The 17,797-nt window shown below is 42.3% G+C and carries 12 protein-coding genes; 7 read left to right on the forward strand and 5 right to left on the reverse strand.

Annotation, left to right across the window (positions count from 1 at the left end; genetic code table 11):
• The first annotated feature begins 161 nt into the window (after positions 1-161).
• The 3 genes from J8Z28_RS19825 to J8Z28_RS19835 all read left to right on the forward strand — a co-directional run bounded on the left by J8Z28_RS19825 (position 162) and on the right by J8Z28_RS19835 (position 4,530).
• Positions 162-2,615, forward strand: a complete 2,454-nt coding sequence (locus J8Z28_RS19825) for a S9 family peptidase (protein WP_250660402.1) — start codon at positions 162-164, stop codon at positions 2,613-2,615.
• Between the two features lie 108 nt (positions 2,616-2,723).
• Entirely contained in the window at positions 2,724-3,323 is a 600-nt protein-coding gene (locus J8Z28_RS19830) for a hypothetical protein (protein WP_250660403.1), read from the forward strand.
• Positions 3,324-3,432: 109 nt separating this feature from the next.
• Positions 3,433-4,530, forward strand: a complete 1,098-nt coding sequence (locus J8Z28_RS19835; protein ID WP_250660404.1) for a serine hydrolase domain-containing protein — start codon at positions 3,433-3,435, stop codon at positions 4,528-4,530.
• A gap of 24 nt (positions 4,531-4,554) precedes the next feature.
• Here J8Z28_RS19835 and J8Z28_RS19840 read toward each other — a convergent pair whose 3' ends face one another.
• Positions 4,555-5,460: a LysR family transcriptional regulator gene (locus J8Z28_RS19840; RefSeq protein ID WP_250660405.1), complete on the reverse strand. Its 906-nt coding sequence runs from the start codon at positions 5,458-5,460 to the stop codon at positions 4,555-4,557.
• Positions 5,461-5,570: 110 nt separating this feature from the next.
• Here J8Z28_RS19840 and J8Z28_RS19845 point away from each other — a divergent pair, with 110 nt between their 5' ends.
• Both J8Z28_RS19845 and J8Z28_RS19850 read left to right on the forward strand, forming a co-directional pair.
• Positions 5,571-6,329 (forward strand): SDR family NAD(P)-dependent oxidoreductase, encoded by a 759-nt coding sequence (locus J8Z28_RS19845; protein WP_250660406.1) that lies wholly within the window; start codon positions 5,571-5,573, stop codon positions 6,327-6,329.
• Positions 6,330-6,420: 91 nt separating this feature from the next.
• On the forward strand, positions 6,421-7,038 hold the full coding sequence (locus J8Z28_RS19850) for a LysE family translocator (protein ID WP_250660898.1): 618 nt from the start codon (positions 6,421-6,423) through the stop codon (positions 7,036-7,038).
• Between the two features lie 58 nt (positions 7,039-7,096).
• On the opposite strand, the gene J8Z28_RS19855 is transcribed toward J8Z28_RS19850, so the two are convergent.
• Positions 7,097-8,005, reverse strand: a complete 909-nt coding sequence (locus tag J8Z28_RS19855; protein WP_250660407.1) for a LysR family transcriptional regulator — start codon at positions 8,003-8,005, stop codon at positions 7,097-7,099.
• A gap of 118 nt (positions 8,006-8,123) precedes the next feature.
• Here J8Z28_RS19855 and J8Z28_RS19860 point away from each other — a divergent pair, with 118 nt between their 5' ends.
• Both J8Z28_RS19860 and J8Z28_RS19865 read left to right on the forward strand, forming a co-directional pair.
• Positions 8,124-10,100, forward strand: a complete 1,977-nt coding sequence (locus J8Z28_RS19860; RefSeq protein WP_250660408.1) for a ligand-gated channel protein — start codon at positions 8,124-8,126, stop codon at positions 10,098-10,100.
• A gap of 221 nt (positions 10,101-10,321) precedes the next feature.
• A complete protein-coding gene (locus J8Z28_RS19865; protein WP_250660409.1) occupies positions 10,322-12,502 on the forward strand; it encodes an extracellular catalytic domain type 1 short-chain-length polyhydroxyalkanoate depolymerase in 2,181 nt (726 codons plus the stop codon).
• A 46-nt stretch (positions 12,503-12,548) separates the two neighbouring features.
• On the opposite strand, the gene J8Z28_RS19870 is transcribed toward J8Z28_RS19865, so the two are convergent.
• The 3 genes from J8Z28_RS19870 to J8Z28_RS19880 form a co-directional block, all read right to left on the reverse strand.
• A complete protein-coding gene (locus J8Z28_RS19870; RefSeq protein WP_175081672.1) occupies positions 12,549-14,627 on the reverse strand; it encodes a TonB-dependent siderophore receptor in 2,079 nt (692 codons plus the stop codon).
• 445 nt (positions 14,628-15,072) lie between these two features.
• A complete protein-coding gene (locus tag J8Z28_RS19875; protein WP_250660410.1) occupies positions 15,073-16,725 on the reverse strand; it encodes a hypothetical protein in 1,653 nt (550 codons plus the stop codon).
• 166 nt (positions 16,726-16,891) lie between these two features.
• Positions 16,892-17,773: an EamA family transporter gene (locus J8Z28_RS19880; protein ID WP_250660411.1), complete on the reverse strand. Its 882-nt coding sequence runs from the start codon at positions 17,771-17,773 to the stop codon at positions 16,892-16,894.
• Positions 17,774-17,797: the final 24 nt, after the last annotated feature.

Consider the following 17,797-nt stretch of genomic DNA (forward strand, 5'->3'; position numbering starts at 1 on the left):
TTTATTAGCAAAAAGTGGCGAATAGAGTGCTTTTATTTTAGCGTAATTTAGCTGTTTAAGTCACTGATTGGCTGCCAAAAGGGCCTAAACTCTTTATGAAATGCTGCAAACATGTTCTACTTGTTTACAGAATCGAAAATAAAAACGAAAAAGGAACGAACATGAAAGCATTTAAACTGCTTTTTGCGCTAGTTATTGGCGCAGCTGTTTGCACACCCAGTTTTGCTAATCAAGGTTATCAAACTCCATCGCCCGCACTGGCTGCTGTGGTTGATGCTAAGCTTGCACCGAGTAGTTATTTATCCAATGATGGCCAGTGGCTGGCGTTATTTGATAGAAAACGCATCGATACGTTACAAGACTTAGCCAAAGAAGAGTTGAAACTTGCGGGTATTAAGCTTAATCCTGCTAATTTTTCGCGCTCAAGAGTGCGTAATAAGTTCACATCTTTAGTGCTTAAGCATGTTGAAACCGGTTCTGAAATTGTTGTATCTGGTTTGCCAAATGGCATTTTACGCTCACCAAGTTGGTCAAGCGATAGTCAATACTTGGCGTTTGTGGTTGAGCAAGAATCGAGTGCTAACTTATGGGTTTATAATGTAAGTACTAAGCAAGCCCGCCAGTTAAGTGATACACCACTTAATTCAGTGCTAACGCGCACGCCTTATACTTGGTTGCCAGATAGCAGCGCCATTGTAGCTAATGCAGCGGTTAATATTGGTAAAGCACGTATCAGCAACGACAGCTCGCAGATTGTGCCAGTTATTCAGCAAAGTAGTGGTGAAAAAGCGCCTGCGCGTACTTATCAAAACTTGTTAACTAGCCCATATGATGAAGCACAATTTAAGTTTTTTGCGCAAAGCCAGCTGACTTATATTCCGCTTAGTGGTCAAGGCCAACCAATTGGTCAACCGGGCTTAATTAAATCGTTTTCGGTCTCACCTGATTCAACCAATATTTTGGTTGGCATGATTGATGAGCCTTTTTCTTATCAAGTGCCTTACAGCCGATTTGCTGCGACTTGGCAAATTTGGGGAATGCGTGGCTATACGCTTGCAGAGCTTGCGAAGCAGCCTTTAGCAGATAACATTCCACAAGGTTATGACAGTGTGCGTACTGGTCGCCGCGAATTTCAATGGCGAGCAGATCAAGGCGCTGAAGTAATTTGGGCTGAAGCACAAGACGGCGGTGATATGAAAACCGACGTTCCTCATCACGATTACCTCTATAGCCTAAGAGCACCATTTAAACGTGATGCTAAGTTATTTGCTAAAGTTGAACGCCGCTTTGATTCAATTACTTGGGGCAACGGTAATGTTGCTCTGTTATCTGAATGGCGCTTTCGCGACCGACAAGTTCGCACATTTGTTATTCAACCTCGTAATGCAGATAAAAACCGCGTGTTATTTTCTGAGCGCAGCTATAACGATGCCTACAAAAACCCAGGTTACCCAATTTATGAAAAGAATGATTTGGGCGCTGATGTATTGAAGGTTGTTGGCGGGCGTTATCTTTTCTTACGCGGTAATGGTGCATCTGAAAAGGGCAATATTCCGTTTTTAGACCGTTATGATGTAAAAACCAATTCCACAACACGCATTTGGCAATCAGAAGCGCCATACTATGAGCGTGTGCGTGCCATGCTTGATGATGAAGGCGAGCGTTTAATTACTATTCGCGAATCTAAAACTGAGCAACCTAACTTTTTTATTCGTGATTTAGACGATAAAACCCTGACTCAACTTACGACTTTTGAGCACCCTTACCCAGAATTTAAAGGGGTGACTAAAGAGCTAATTCGATACAAGCGTGATGATGGTGTTGAGCTTAGTGGTACGCTATATTTGCCGCCGGGTTATGATTCAACTCAAGGCCCGTTACCGGTTCTAATGTGGGCTTATCCGCTTGAATATAAAGATAAAGCCGTTGCGTCACAAATGCGCGAATCGCCTTATGAGTTTACTTATATCGGTTATTGGGGGCCAATGCCTTATCTTGCAAAAGGTATTGCTGTATTTGACGACCCGAAAATGCCAATTGTGGGAGTTGACGGTAAAGAGCCAAACGACTTATTCCGTAAACAGCTGGTGGCAAGTGCTAAGGCTGCGGTAGATGTACTTGTTGAAAAAGGTGTGGCAGATAAAGATAACATTGCCATTGCAGGCCACTCTTATGGTGCCTTTATGGTGGCGAATTTATTAGCGCACAGCGACTTATTTAAAACCGGTATTGCCCGCAGTGGTGCTTACAATCGCACTCTAACGCCATTTGGTTTCCAAGGTGAAGAGCGTGATTTTTGGCAAGCACAAGATGTATATGCGGCGATGTCACCGTTTTTCCACGCTGAGAAAATCAATGAGCCTATGCTGATGATCCACGGTCAAGAAGATCCAAACTCGGGTACTTTCCCAATGCAAAGTGAGCGTATGTACGCTGCATTAAAAGGCTTAGGTAAAGAAGCTCGCTTAGTGATGTTACCTTATGAGGCGCATGGCTATCGTGCTCGTAAGAGCTTACTGCATGTGCTTTGGGAGCAAGAGCAGTGGTTAGATAAATACTTATTAAGAGACGAAAAACCTGCAGAGCCAGTTGCCGCTGAAGGTGTTACTCAGTAATTTGTTAAATATTAAAAATCCCCGCCTTATAGCGGGGATTTTTGTATTGCCTACTTGCATATTCCTATTCGTAGATAAGCGGTTAGCAAATGAGAGGAAATGTTGTTCATGTTTATAATTCCAGATACCGACAAGAAAATTCGAGCAAAGATATCTAGCTATAAATCGGCTTTTAACCGAGAGGTTAGAGATTATGGCTGTATCTCAGATGGCTATGGTAAGCGATATTTAATTTTTCCTTTGTTGCTCGTACTCAATGATATGAAAAAAGCTGAGCAACACATACAGTGGCATGATTCACAGTTCCCTGATGATATGGGTGAGCCAGTGCAAATGTTTTGTCGTTCGATACTAACGTTTCGGATTGGTGATATTAATAAGGCGTCTTACGAACTAGCTGAAACTATGTTTTCGAATGTATATTTATTGCCATGGATACTTGATGAAAAAGTAGAGCCTATTGATATGCGCCATCTAACAAACTTCTCAATGTTAGAGTATTGTGAGGAAGTACCACACAGAGTTCTCGATAGCATATCAGAGCAAGAGCGGGAGTGGATTTACAGCTGCTATCATTCAGAGGCTTTTGTAAAAGCAAGAACACGTTATATTGAAATCTACACGCGCTTAAAGCATGTTTCAGAAATAGATGAAAGCGTAAAGCTATCTGATGAAGCTGATAAGTTACTATCAGTCCTAAAACTTTAGCAGGCAATAGCTTAAGGGGAAGGCCTTAAGTGCTTGGTTTCTGCTATGCATGCTATTTTAGTCAATTAAATTAGGCCTTTGATGCGGTCGTTACAAAACAAGGATGCACATGAATAAGTTTATAATTCTAATATTATTTTTAATATCGTCTTGCTCATTACATGCAAAACAAACCAAAAGTTTAGAATTTTCTAAAGTGCTAGACAAGGAGATCCCTTTAATTCTTGAAAAAAGCAAAGCGCGTGGTATTGCTATATCGATTGTTCAAGGGAAAGAGGTGCTTGGTTCATATTCTTATGGCTACGCTGACGCTGAAAATAGAATCCCAATCACACACAAAACTTTATTCAATGTTGGCTCTATTTCTAAAGTGATTACAGCTTGGGGCGTAATGAAACTAGTTGAACAAGGTAAAGTTGAACTTGATAAACCAATTAACGATTACTTAAAAAGCTGGAAAATACCGAATTCTCAGTTTGATGCTAACAAAGTAACTTTACGTAATATTCTTTCTCATACAGCAGGGCTTTCATTAAGTGGTTATATTGGATGGAGCGCTGAAGATCCATTACCTACTCTTGTAGAGTCATTAGAAGGCATTAACACGGGTGGTGGAGCCGTTAAAATTATTCATGAACCTGACACTAAATGGTCATACTCAGGTGGTGGTTACACGATAGTTCAGCTGTTAATTGAAGACCTGACTAATCAATCTTTCAGTAATTTTATGACTGAAAACGTTCTTTTACCCCTCGGAATGACAAACTCTTCGTTTGATATTAATAGTATTTCTCCGGCAATGCTGGCTAATCCTTACGATGAGAATGGCAACAAAACAGCTATGGTGTATTTTACAGAAACTGCTGCCGCTGGCTTTATAACAACGGTAGATGATTTAGCTAAGTTTAATCAGGCAGTGCTAAAAAATGAGCAAGGTAATTATATTGGTTCAAATATTTTATCAAAACAGCTTATTGCAAATATGATTCAAGCTCAGCCTCACACAGAAGGGCGATGGAGTATGAGTTATGTCGTAGACTCTGAGAATAAGAGTCTAGGTTTTGCAGGGTTTAACAGAGGCTGGACATCATTAACTCGCTCTGTGACAGATAAAAATATTGGTTATGTAATATTAAACAATAGTAGCGTTGGTGGAGTGAATAATGAAATTGATCAACTTCTGCTGTCTGTAATTAAAGGTAGTTAAACTGAAGCGCACATAGCAAGCATCTTAGCTCTGAGTAATCGGTTTTAATTGCTCGCTTAACCAATCAATAAACACTCGGGTACGCCTTGGTAAATGGCGTCGATTTGGGTAGACGATATTCATAGGCATGGGCGGCAAATTATAGTCAGGTAAAACTTGGATAAGTTCACCACGGCTGAGCTCGTCAAGAACTCCATGACGAGGCACTTGAATAAGGCCAAGCCCTGCTAAGCACGCTGCTTTATAGGCATCCGTATTGTTAACTGTGAGCTGTGATTTCATGGCGAGAGTTTGCCAATCGCCTTGTGTATCTTGGTATTCAAAGCCGGGGTCAAGTTGGCCGAGTGTTTGGCTATAGCGAACAATGTAGTGCTCGGCTAAATCGCTAAGCTTTGTGATGTTGCCATAGTTTTTAATATAACCTGGGCTTACACAGTTAATCATCGGGCAGTGGCCAATTCTTTTCGCAATCAGCGATGAGCCTTCTAAATGACCGACTCGCACTACACAATCAAAGCCTTCTTCAATTAGGTTAACTCGTCTGTCAGAACTGCTCAGTTCAATCTCTAATTGTGGGTGTGCAGATAAAAAGCTGTCTAGATTCGGCAGCACTAAACGTCTGCTAATTGGCTGTGGCATATCTACTCTAAGACGCCCTGATAACGCTTCGTCTTTTTTATGAAATAGGGTTTGTAGTTCGTCTATATCAGCAAGCATATCTTTGCAGCGCTGATAAAAAACCGTGCCTTCGTTAGTAAGCGTAACTCGCCTTGTTGTGCGGTTTAGAAGCCGAGCACCTAACGTATCTTCGAGTTGTTTGACCAACTGCGAGACAGATGATTTAGGCATGCTCAGTGCAAGTGCTGCAGCCGAAAAGCTTTTTAGCTCTGCAACCTGAACAAAGGTTTTCATGGCATTCAGTTCATTCATGATTGTTTGTTATTTACGAACAGTTAATTCAATTTTACATGGTTTATCTGGTTTTGCAGTGTAAATATACTGGTTGCTCAAAATAACTCCAAAGCAAAAGGGTAAGCACGATGAGCAACAAAATTGTAGTGATCACAGGTGGTAATCGCGGTTTAGGTAAAAATACAGTTTTAAGTTTGGCACGTAAGAACATTGATTGCGTATTTACTTACAGAAGCCATAAAGATGAAGCGCAGCAGGTTGTAGAAGAAGTCGCAGCGCTAGGGGCAAAAGCCGTCGCCATCCAACTTGATGTGAGCGATATTTTAGGTTTTGCTGAATTTAAACAAATACTTGAAAGTACCTTGGCAACACAATGGCAAGCGTCTCGATTTGATTATTTAATCAATAATGCAGGTCATGGCAGTGATAGCGCATTTGCTGATACCAGTGAAGCTATGTTTGATAATTTGATGAATGTACATGTAAAAGGGGTGTTTTTCTTAACGCAAACACTGCATGAGATGATCAATGATGGCGGGCGTATTATTAACTTATCTTCAGGGCTGACACGTTTTGCATTACCAGGAAAAGCAGCCTACGCCACCATGAAAGGGGCCGTTGAGGTATTAACCAAATACATGGCAAAAGAACTTGCTGGTCGCAATATTGCCGTGAATGTCGTCGCACCCGGTGCAATTGCCACTGATTTTGGTGGCGGTGCTGTCCGTGATAATGAGCAGGTTGCTCAATTGGTCAGTTCATTTACAGCCATGGGGCGCGTTGGCCAAGCTGATGATATTGGTCCTATGATTGCGCAATTACTCGGTGATGAAAACCGTTGGGTGACCGGGCAGCGCATTGAAGCATCGGGCGGAATGTTTTTATAAGTCTGTTAGCAATCGCGTGTTTGTTTGCTTATTTAAGTGAATGTGATTTAATCGCTTTCTCTTTTTAAGCAATAAACATGTGATTGCATTTATGCTCGATTTAGCAGTACTCGCGGTTTTTATTCCGACCTTTTTCTTTGTTTCTATTACACCTGGTATGTGTATGACGCTTGCAATGACGTTAGGGATGAGTGTGGGCGTTAGACGTACGCTGTGGATGATGGTCGGTGAGGTGTTAGGCGTTGCCACGGTAGCCATTGCTGCGGTGATTGGGGTTGCCAGTATTATGCTTAATTACCCTGACTTATTTGCCTTTTTAAAATACCTAGGTGGCGCGTACTTAATATACTTAGGTGTTAATATGTGGCGCGCTAAAACCAGCTTTAAACCTAATGATGATACACAGCAACAAATTGGTAGTGGGCAATTATTCTCGCAGGGTTATATCACTGCCATTGCAAACCCAAAAGGGTGGGCATTTATGATTTCTTTACTCCCTCCGTTTATTAATGTTGATTTAGCGGTTGCCCCTCAGCTTGCCGTATTAGTGAGCATTATTATGCTGAGCGAATTTATCTGCATGTTGATTTACGCAACAGGCGGAAAGAGCTTAAGGCTGTTTTTAGATAAAGGCGATAATGTGAAGTGGTTAAACCGTATTGCTGGCGCGTTAATGATGTGTGTGGGCGTTTGGCTGGCGCTGGGTTAACGCTAATTTGGATAATACCCATCCGCATATGGCAAATGGGTATTACCCTTGATGAGAGTTAATCAACTAATTCAACTTGCTTAGACACATGGTTAAAGCACAGTCTTAATGTATCAATGGCAGTTTTTGTTTTTGCCGCTAAGCTGTCTCTGGCTGGTGTTACAGCATAAACAGTGTAATTTGGCATTGCCCACTCAGGTGCGATTTCAACCAGCTCTTTCGATTTTAGTAAATGCCTGACTTCTGGCTCTGGTAATACGCCATAGCCAACACCATCACACACTAATTTAATTAAGCTTTGCATATTATTTACGGTGATCTTTGCTTTCGGTAACGGCTTGCTTGCCAGCGTTGACGGGTTAAACGCATTACTGTCGGCGTTGCTGTGGGCGATACGGGCAAAGTTGCCAAGGTCTTCCCAATTGGCTTTATCGAGTTTGCTAATTGCATGGTCTTTATGAGCACATAGCTTTAACGGCCAAGTTGCTAATTTACGTGCAACGAGGTTTGAGTCAGTTAATGGGCCAATCGCAATCGCTAGGTCAGCGCCGCATTTGATCATATCAATTGGCTCATCAGTCAAAATTAACTGAATACGTAAATCATCAAACTCGTTAATTAAGCGATCTAATGGCTCGCTTAATAGGCCACCGCCAAACCCCACTGGCGCAACTAATTTGAGCTCGCCACTGGGTTTATTTTGTAATTGTTGCAATTGCGTACTGGCCTGATCAGCCAGTGCCAGTATTTTTAAACAGCTTTGATAATACAGGTGGCCCGCTTCGGTTAAAGTCAGTTCGCGCGGGCTGCGGTTAAATAGGCTCAATCCGATTTCTTGTTCTAATTGCTTAATGTGTTGACTGACAGCCGATGTGGTCATCGATAACTCTGCAGCTGCACTGCTCATGTTGCCTGTTTCAACAGTACGAGAAAATACACGCAATGTTTTTATCAGCTTGGAATTCATGGTTCAGGCCTTCTTAATTCAGTTTTAAGAAATCGTAAATTGTGAAAATCGGGACTTCTCATTAGTATGCAAACGCTAATTATTATCATTTATAAACAAAAAGTCACGGAGTATTATTATGACGAGGGTTGTTTCTTCTGTTTTACCACTCACCGCTGCTGTGTTAGCAGGTCTTTCCCATTTTGCATACGCTGATGACAAAAAACAAGACATGGAAGTAATAGTTGTATCGGCTTCCGGTTACGAGCAAATGCTTAAAGAGGCGCCAGCCAGTATCAGTGTTATTGACCGTGAGCAGCTTGAAAAACGTTTTTACCGAGATCTAACCGATGCGATGACCGACGTTCCTGGTGTGGTTGTCACAGGTGGTGGCGACAGAAAAGATATCAGTCTGCGCGGGATGGCAAGTCAATATACTTTGATTTTAATTGACGGCCAGCGTCAAACCTCACGCGAAACTCGTCCAAACAGTGATGGCCCAGGTGTAGAGGGGGCGTGGACTCCACCTATTTCAGCGATTGAGCGTATTGAAGTTATTCGCGGTCCTATGTCTTCACTATATGGCTCAGATGCAATTGGTGGTGTTATCAATATTATTACCCGTAAAACACCAGAAAAATGGTACGGTGAACTACGCTTAGATAGCACGATTCAAGAATCAAGTGACTCTGGAAATATCAATCAAGGCAGTTTCTTTACTGCGGGTGGCTTAATTCCTGAGTTATTAGGTATGCAGTTATCAGGTCAGTTTTCAAAGCGTGACGAAGACGATTTTGAAGCCGGTTTTCGTGGTAAAGAGCAAAGTAATATCAAAGCTAAGTTTATCTTAACGCCCTCTGATAGCCATGAAATTATGCTTGAAGTAGGCTCTGCAAAACAAAAACTCGACGAAACATTAGGTAAAACAGTTGCTCCTTTAGCAGAAGGTGAAAGTTGTGGCCGTAATGGTTGCCCAGAGTCATCAACCACAGAGTACGACCAAGAAAGCTACTCACTAAGCCATAATGGTTTTTATGATTTTGGCTCATCACGCAGTTACTTAAAGTATGACAAATTCGATAATACCTCTCGCGAAATGTATGTCGAAAATACCGATGCGCAAACCAGCTGGACTTTACCTTTTACCAATCATAATGCTGCATTTGGTGCGTCATATTTAAATGAAGAGCTGGACGATTACACCAGTAACCGCATTAGTGACTTAACGCATGTTGAGAACGAGCAGTGGTCAGTATTTGCCGAAGATGAGTGGGCAGCAACCAAGCAATTTAAACTCACTACAGGTCTTCGTTATGACCATGATGGTAATTTTTCAGGCCATTTCAGCCCGCGTTTATATGGAGTGTATACAGCAACTAAGTCGTTGACGGTGAAAGGCGGTATCTCGACAGGTTTTAGAGCGCCGAATATTCGTCAATCTACCGCAGCTTGGGGGCAAGTGAGCCGAGGTGGTAATATTTACGGTAACCCAGATTTAAGCCCTGAAAAATCAGTAAACTACGAAATGGGTATTTACTATGATGCTAGCCGTGATTTATCGCTTTCAAGCACCGTATTTTACAACGAGTTTGAAGATAAAATTACCCGTATTTCGTGCCCACTTACCCAGTGTACGGATGGACCAAACCAGTTTGGTTCAATGCCAACGACCTATGTCAATGTGGATGAAGCCGTTACACAAGGTTTTGAGTTATCAGTATCTTACGACATAACCAGTGAGCTTGATGTCAGTGCCAACTACACCTACACCGACTCTGAGCAAAAAACCGGTGAATACAAAGGCAGCCCACTTAACCAATTACCGAAGCATATTTTACAAACATCAGTTAATTGGCGCCCGGTTGATAAATTAGGCACCTGGTTGCGTGTTCATTACCGCGGCGAAGAAAGCCAGCCGACAACAGGCCCGTCGCAAGACAGCTTAATTGCGCCAGATTACACCTTGGCTGATATTGGTGGTAACTACGATTTAAGCCGCAGCATTAAGTTAGGATTTGGTGTTTATAATCTGTTTGATAAAGAAATCACTGAAGATGAATACGGATATGTTGAAGATGGTCGCCGTTATTGGCTATCAGTCGGGTTTAATTTTTAAGCCCATACCTTAGTAAAAGCAAAGCCAACGATTTTCGTTGGTTTTGTTAACAAAATTAACTTTGATTTTAAAAATGACAATAATCTGGTTTGTACTATCTTTGGGTTGTTTTTTAACGGCTGTATAGCACTATAGTTATAGTTCGCTTTTTAAATAGTTCTACTACATTGGGTTAGTCATCAACTGACAGACAACAATGATAACGACTATAAAGGCGATATATGCAAAAAGTAACACAATTATGTAAACGAAAATCAGCGTCGTTTACTCCGCTCGCAGTGCTCTGTGCTGCTATTTTCTCGCAGCCAAGTTTTGCAGGGAGTTGGCAGCAAAATGTCAGCATTGGCGGTTTTAATAATGTTCATATTTACACTCCTGATTCGCAATCAAGCATAGGCAATGGCCATTCTTTGATGCTAGTACTGCATGGCTGCGTGCAACCCATTAATAACTACTTAACTGCGAATCTTGAAGATGCAGCCGAAGCTCATGGCATGGTAATAGCCGTTCCTGATGCTATGAATAAAGCAGGCTATAGCTGCTGGTCATATTGGCAAGGAGCAATCAATAGAAGCTCTGGCGATTATAAAAATCTGATTAATTTAGCCAATGCATTAAGTGGTGATGCAGCGCGTAATATTGACCCTAAACAAGTGTATATTGCAGGCTTATCATCTGGAGCTGCAATGGCTGCACAAACGGCTTGTGTGGCGCCTGATGTATTTGCCGGAGTTGCACCAAGCGCCGGGCCAACTATCGGCACAAGTTCAAGTGGGGCAATTTCGACCTGTGAAACAGTGTCTGAAAACACCTTTGTATCCCGCTGTGAAAGCTATGCTGGCAGTTATAAAGATCATTTTGCCACACAAATAGCGGTGATTGGTCACGGTACGGCCGATACCACAGTCAATACCTGTTACAACCAGCAAAATGCAGATGGCTTTGCTGCCCTTTATGGGGTTAATCAACTTTCAGGCACGATGACAATAAGTGATGATGCAACGCGTACCGCTGAGCAGTCACTTTGGCAAGACAATCGGGTTGCTATGCTGTGGTTTAATAATTTGGATCATTCGTGGTCGGGCGGGCAAGGTGCGTCTGGCGATTATGTGGCGGCAAACAGTATTAATTTTGCAACCTATCTCGGTGAGTACTTCGCGGCTAATAATAAACGAGTTGATCGTAATGCAGGCCCTGAAATTAGTAATTTAACTGCCACAGACAGTAATAATCAGCTCACCATTACAGGCAGTGCAGTCGACCCAGAAGGCAGTGTAACGAATGTTGATATTAACGTGTATAGCCTAGCCGGTGGCGCGGCAAGCTTAATTGAGTCACTGAACGTGCAAGTCGATGCGAATAATACTTTTAGCGGGGTGACAAGTGCACTCAGCGATGGACTCTATGAAGTGCGTGTCAGTGCCACAGATAATGAAGCGAAACAAGGTGATGAAGCTAATCTTACGGTACGCGTTGGACCAGAGCCTGCGGCAACAGCACCGCTACTGAGTGACACTGCGGCTAGTGTAAACGGGCAGTGCGCTACGGTAACCGGCACGGTGATTGATGATAATCAAAATTTAAGCACTGTCGTGGTCAGTTTTAGCAATGGTGATGTGACGGCTACAGTGAATGGGCTAGAGTACTTTGCTGAGCAATGCAATTTGGCTGGTGGCAATAATAGCGCAGTGATCACCGCAACTGATGATACTGCGCTGACATCAACAGATAGCATTAGTTTTGTCATCGATGCTGGCGTGACAGGCGATTACAATCTTCATATCAACGAAGGCCATATTAGCTGGGGCGAAGGTTACTCTGCCTGTTATTTAGCGTTTGGAACTGCCCCATTTACTATGCGTGAATATTCAGCGGGCACAAATCAATGTCAGTGGATTGCTGATGATGACTCAAGTTGTGCAGGGCCATTACAGGCATGCAAAACCACCACAGAACCGACTAATGACGCAGACAACGACGGTGTGCTCGACGGCGCAGATAATTGCCCGAATGTGGCGAATGCTGATCAAGCCGATAACGATAATGACGGGATCGGTAATGTGTGTGACAGCACTCCTGATGGTGAAACGAGTGACTCCGACAGCGATGGTGTCAGTGATAGCCTAGATAACTGCCCGCTGGTGGCCAATAGTGATCAGCTAGATAGTGATGCAGATGGTGTGGGTGATGCGTGTGACTCAACCCCGAATGGTGATTACCAATGCACTGAAACCACCTCAAGCAACTATGCGCATGTGCAAGCAAATCGCGCAACGACAAATGGCTCTTACGCCTATGCGGTGGGTTCAGGTGATAACCTAGGTCTTTATAACACTTTTTATACCAGTACCTTAGCGCAAACTAGTGCTGGGTATTATGAATTAGGTAATTGCCCTAATTAATAGATGTGTGTCGCCCAAACGGGCGACACTTTTTTCTAAACAGCGTTTAGAACTTATAGGTCAGAGTTAGGCTACCGTTTGTTGGCGCGCCATAATAACCCACAGTTTGTAAGCTATTGATGTACTGCTCATCAGTAATATTATTAACGTTTGCTTGAACTGCAACTTGGTCATTAATATTCCAACGCGCGAAGGCGTTTAGCAGCGCGTAGCTACCTTGCTTAACATTGTAATCAGTGCTTTCGATTTTAGATTGCCAACGGCCATTTAAACCCACAACCATTGCATCTGTTAATTCATAATCCACTGTTACACCAACAACATCTCGAGGTGCCCATTTATTGGTGTCATCACCATTTTCATCTGTAACATCAATATGTGTATAAGATGCGACGATATTCATAGCGTCGGTGATTTTACCAGTGACTTCAAATTCATAGCCTTCTGACTCAATAGACACGCCTTCATAGTAATAAATACCATCTTCAGTGAGGCCCGCATATTGCGCAAAGTTATCTTGCTCTGCAGTAAAGTAGGCAAATGTTGTCATTAGGGCATCATCAAACCAAGAAGCCTTAACACCAGTTTCAAAGTTAGTGCCTTTGGTAGGTGCTAAGTATTGGCCGTTGTAATCAGCTTGCTCTTGCGGCTGATAAATATCTGAGTAACTAGCATATAAGTTTAAATCGTCGTTTAACTTATAGGTAAAACCGATATATGGGCTTGTTTCGCTTTCGTCATTATCGATTGATGCACCGGCATTCATACCTGAGCGTTCAAATTCAATAGCGTTAAAACCAACCACGGTAAATAATTTATCAGTAATATTTAACTGAGCAGAGCCAAAGTAACGAGTTAGCTTTTGTTCAATATCTGAATACAGAACCGGCGTTAACCATTCAGGTTCAGGGATCGCATCTAAATCGTACGGAAACGCAGGCGTTGGTCCATAAGCTGGTGTATTATCAAAATCAAACGGGTGTTGATACATCACATCATCACTTTTTGCATGGCTTACACCAAAGCTTGCTTGGTGCTCTTTACCAAACAGTTCAAAGGCACCAAATGCTTTGATTTCAAATAAATCAGCATCTACTTCACTGTCGTAACGACCCGGCCAACCACTTAGGCCAAGATTGGTGTCTTTATCAATGCTGCCACTGGCATAAAATAGTTTGTCTTGCTCTTCAAAACCACGGAAGTTGTAGCTCGCTTGAAGCTGCCATGCGTTTGCAAAAACATAGTTGTATTCAACAAATGCAGAGGTGTTAATGGTGTCCCACATTGTCCACTCTTGGGTGGTTGTGTCGCTGACATCCCATTTAGCTTGCGTACCATCTGTATAGTTATAAACAAGGCCACCCCAAGTATTGCCATCGGTATCTGCGTCTTGATATGAGTAACCGATAGTAACCGTTGAGTTATCAGTAAGCTGACCATCTACCACCGCAGAGAAAAACTCGCGATTGTTCTCAAGACCATCCAGATATGATTCTTTGCCTTCTGCGGCAGCCACAAAACGAGCAGCCCAACTACCTGATTCGGTTAATAATAGTGAGTAGTCAGCTTGTAAACGTTTAAAATCCCATGAGCCAACAGAGACACCGATTTCGCCGCCGTTTTCGTTTTTAGGGCGTTTGCGTACATAGTTAAGCGTGCCCGATGCATTACCTACACCAGTAAGTAAGCCGTTGGCACCACGAATCACTTCAATTTTTTCGTAGCCGTAAGCTTCCATTGCGCCGGTAACGATACCCCAGTCATTCGGTAAGCCAACCCCATCGATTTGTGTATTCTTAATTTCAAAACCACGTGATGTATAGTTGGTACGGTTAGTTTCCCATTCTTCAACATTGATACCTGGCGCTAAGCGTAAAGCATCATTAATGTTAAAAGCAGAATAATTTTTTAATTGCTCAGCAGAGATCACACTGATTGATTGCGGAGTTTCATCAATTTCTAGCGCTAAACCTGTCGCGCCTTCACTAATACGGTTTTGTCGAATACCTACAATTTCGATTTTTTCGAGATTAGCCTCTACGTCAGTCGTTTGCTCTGCAAAACTGATTTGAGGGTAAAGTGCACAAAGAATAGCGGTTGCAATAGGCAACTGAGTGAATTTCATTTTTATCTCCGTGTGTTATTAGCAAATTTTTATAGGGTTATTGTTTTCAATAAGGAAACAATTGGCGGGTAAGTTATCACAACTGATAATAGTTATCATCACTATTCACCGCAAAAGTGGTATGTTAATACAAATAAATGTAACAAATTATGTCGGAGAGTTTTGTCTGTATGAAAAGGCAAGTTTATACCAATTCGCTTAATTAAGTGGTCTATTTTGAGGCAATAAAACCTCGTTGGTAACAAGGCAAAAATTTCGTTATTTAGTTGTTCTCGGCAATTGCTCCTGCATTGCTCTACCTTCTGCATCCATGCAGTCGTAAATCAGAAATTTTAACGCAGGTAGCGACAGGTTTAATCCCTCAAAATGATTAAGTATTATTGTGGATTGGTATTACTAATTAGATATGAAAAAGGCGCCTCGAGGCGCCTAGATTTAGGAGTATTTATTTTCTGCGGATACTAAAGTTATCTGGACCTCTACTTGTAATAGATTGAGCAAGGCTCACTTCCTCTATATCCATTACTTGTACCTGTTCTTTGGCATGAACCACTTCAGAATCTAAAGATTGCTCTTCGTGTAAGAAATAGAAGTGCTCACCAATTTGAGCTCCTTCATGGTTAATACCGGCTTGATACAGGCTATATTGTTTGTTACCTGCGCGAGTCTCAAGAGTACCCGTTGTACCTGAGCCAGGAAGAATCGCAAAGTAAGCAACACGTTCATTACGGTGGCCTTCATTTAGAGTATCTTGCTCATAAAATGCGGCACTAAAACCTGCATTATTTAAGCCTGCAACGCGCGTATAAACTGTATGAGGGCCATTAAAAGTTTGTGTTTGCAAGAATATATGTGGTTTTGCTGTAAATGCTTCGCTAAATTCTACCGCTTTATAAGCTTTAGTATCGTTTAAAATAAAGCTGCCAATTTCAACGATAGTACCATCGCTCATTGTGTAGCGACCTTCGTCCATTGTTAAGAAGTCAAACGACTCAATATTAGGGTGACCTTGGCCGTCTTGCAGATATTGCCACTCTTGGAAAGATACAGAATATCCCGTTGGTGATACGTCAGTTAAACGGTTTGTACCACCGTGTTTACCATTAAATGTTGGCGCAGAGGTAAATACAGCTGGTGCGGTAAATTCTTGATCACCAAAGTCATAACTTTTCCAGTTGCTATCTAGCTGTTTAATCACTGCTTCTGAATAGTAAGGGATTAGTTCACTCGGTAATGAGCAGCTAGGCTCTACATCACATGCTACAGCATTTTGCGTATTGGTCGTTAAGTCGTTAATGCGAACTGGTAGTGTTGCTACAAGGCAGGTTTCGCCTGAGTACGGATCTAAACGGTATAGCTTAGATTCGTTTTTATCGCCATGGTCATTGATGACAGAGCGGCTGATCACAAGGTCGCCATTGTTATTAACTGTCGCACCACCTACCGCGATTAGCTCATGTTTTGAAAGCTCGGTAGCCGCAAAGCTTGTGCGGTCAATACTGTAAACTGAGGTTGTGGTTATTAGCAAAAGCTCGCCATTTTTAACGACTAAATCAGCGCGGCTTAAGCCATCAATGTCGCTAAAATCTGCAAGTACAGTTGCTTCGCCAGTGTTTTTATTAATGCTATATAGCTTGGTAAAACTAACTGCAAGTAGTGAATCAGAGCTTGCATCATAGGTCATACCAATTACAGATTTAGTTGTACCAACCACAACATGTTCACCTGTTGCATGATCTAAATAGGCTAAGCGACTATATTTGAATTTATCGGCACGAATAGGTAGGTGAGAATACTGCTCATCACTAACATCAAGGTGACTAACATCAACTTTGTACTGTAGCGGAATAGGTGATGAAGCATAATAAGTACGGTTTGTTGAGGCATCATAAGCAATCGCAGCAGAACTAAACTGGGCGATTGAATGTGCCGTAGCCGATTTGTTTTGCTCGTCAAGGCTAAATACAACACCGGTTTCACCACGGCCTGAGTTCATTGCAAAAATTTCGCCCTGACAGCTTGCTGCCACAGCATTTGATGCAGCGAGTGTACTTGCAACTGCAAGGCTTGAAAGTAACAAGTTAGTTTTTATCGACATAAGTAAATCCCACTATTAGGTTTATTCCGACACAAAGAGATAAGACCACTTTGTATTAATAGTGAGCATTATAGTGAGAACCCTCACTTTACGAATGCCGATAAAAGCTGTTTTTAAGTCTGAAACTTAATCTTTAAGTACTAAAAAATGCATATTTAATGTTAAATTAGCTGTTTTTCTGACTTTTCTGATCCTCAGAATTACTCGACATTGAGCTGCCAACCGAAGCGGTAATCACTAATAAAATAGCTAACCATTGCCACAGGCTTAAAAATTCACCTAGGATTATAAAGCCAGCCAGTGCTGCAATGGCTGGCTCTAGGCTCATCATAATGCTGAAGCCTTGCGCTGGCATATTGCGTAGTGCCACCATTTCTAAGGTATAGGGCAGTGCACTTGACATGACTGCCACTAAAATACCGAGCGGTAACACTTCCCAACTCAATAGTGCAGCGCCTTGAGAAGCAGCACCATAAGGCACAAGTACAATCGCGGCGACGCTCATTCCCATGGCAACGGTCATTCCGCCTGAGCCTTGGTTTCCGGTCTTTTTACCAAACAATATATAAAACGCCCAACAGGCACCCGCCGCCAGGGCTAAAATAACACCTACAGGGTCGAGGCTGTCTTCGCCTTTCATATCGGGTAATAATAAAATAATGCCAGCAATGGCGCAGGCTACCCAAAATAGGTCGCGTTTTTTACGTGACGAAAGCAGAGCAACCGCAAGGGGGCCAGTAAACTCTAGCGCAACACCTATCCCCAAAGGAATACGTTCAATCGCGTAATAAAACAGAATATTCATGCCACCTAAACTCAAGCCATAAACGATGATAGGCATACGTTGCCCAATAGGTGGAAATGCGCGCCAAGGTTTAAACACAAGGCACAAAATAGCAGCTGAAAAGCCTAAGCGCAGTGCGGTGGTGCCTTCAGGGCCAATTAAAGGGAATAATTGCTTTGCAACGGAGGCACCAGATTGAATGGTAACCATTGCGAGAAGCACGCAAATAACAGCAATAAAAAACGGTGGAATGGTGCGCTGCATCACTGTCCTTATGAAAGTTAATAG

The sequence above is a fragment of the Pseudoalteromonas sp. SCSIO 43088 genome (assembly GCF_023650795.1).
GTDB lineage: Bacteria > Pseudomonadota > Gammaproteobacteria > Enterobacterales > Alteromonadaceae > Pseudoalteromonas > Pseudoalteromonas shioyasakiensis.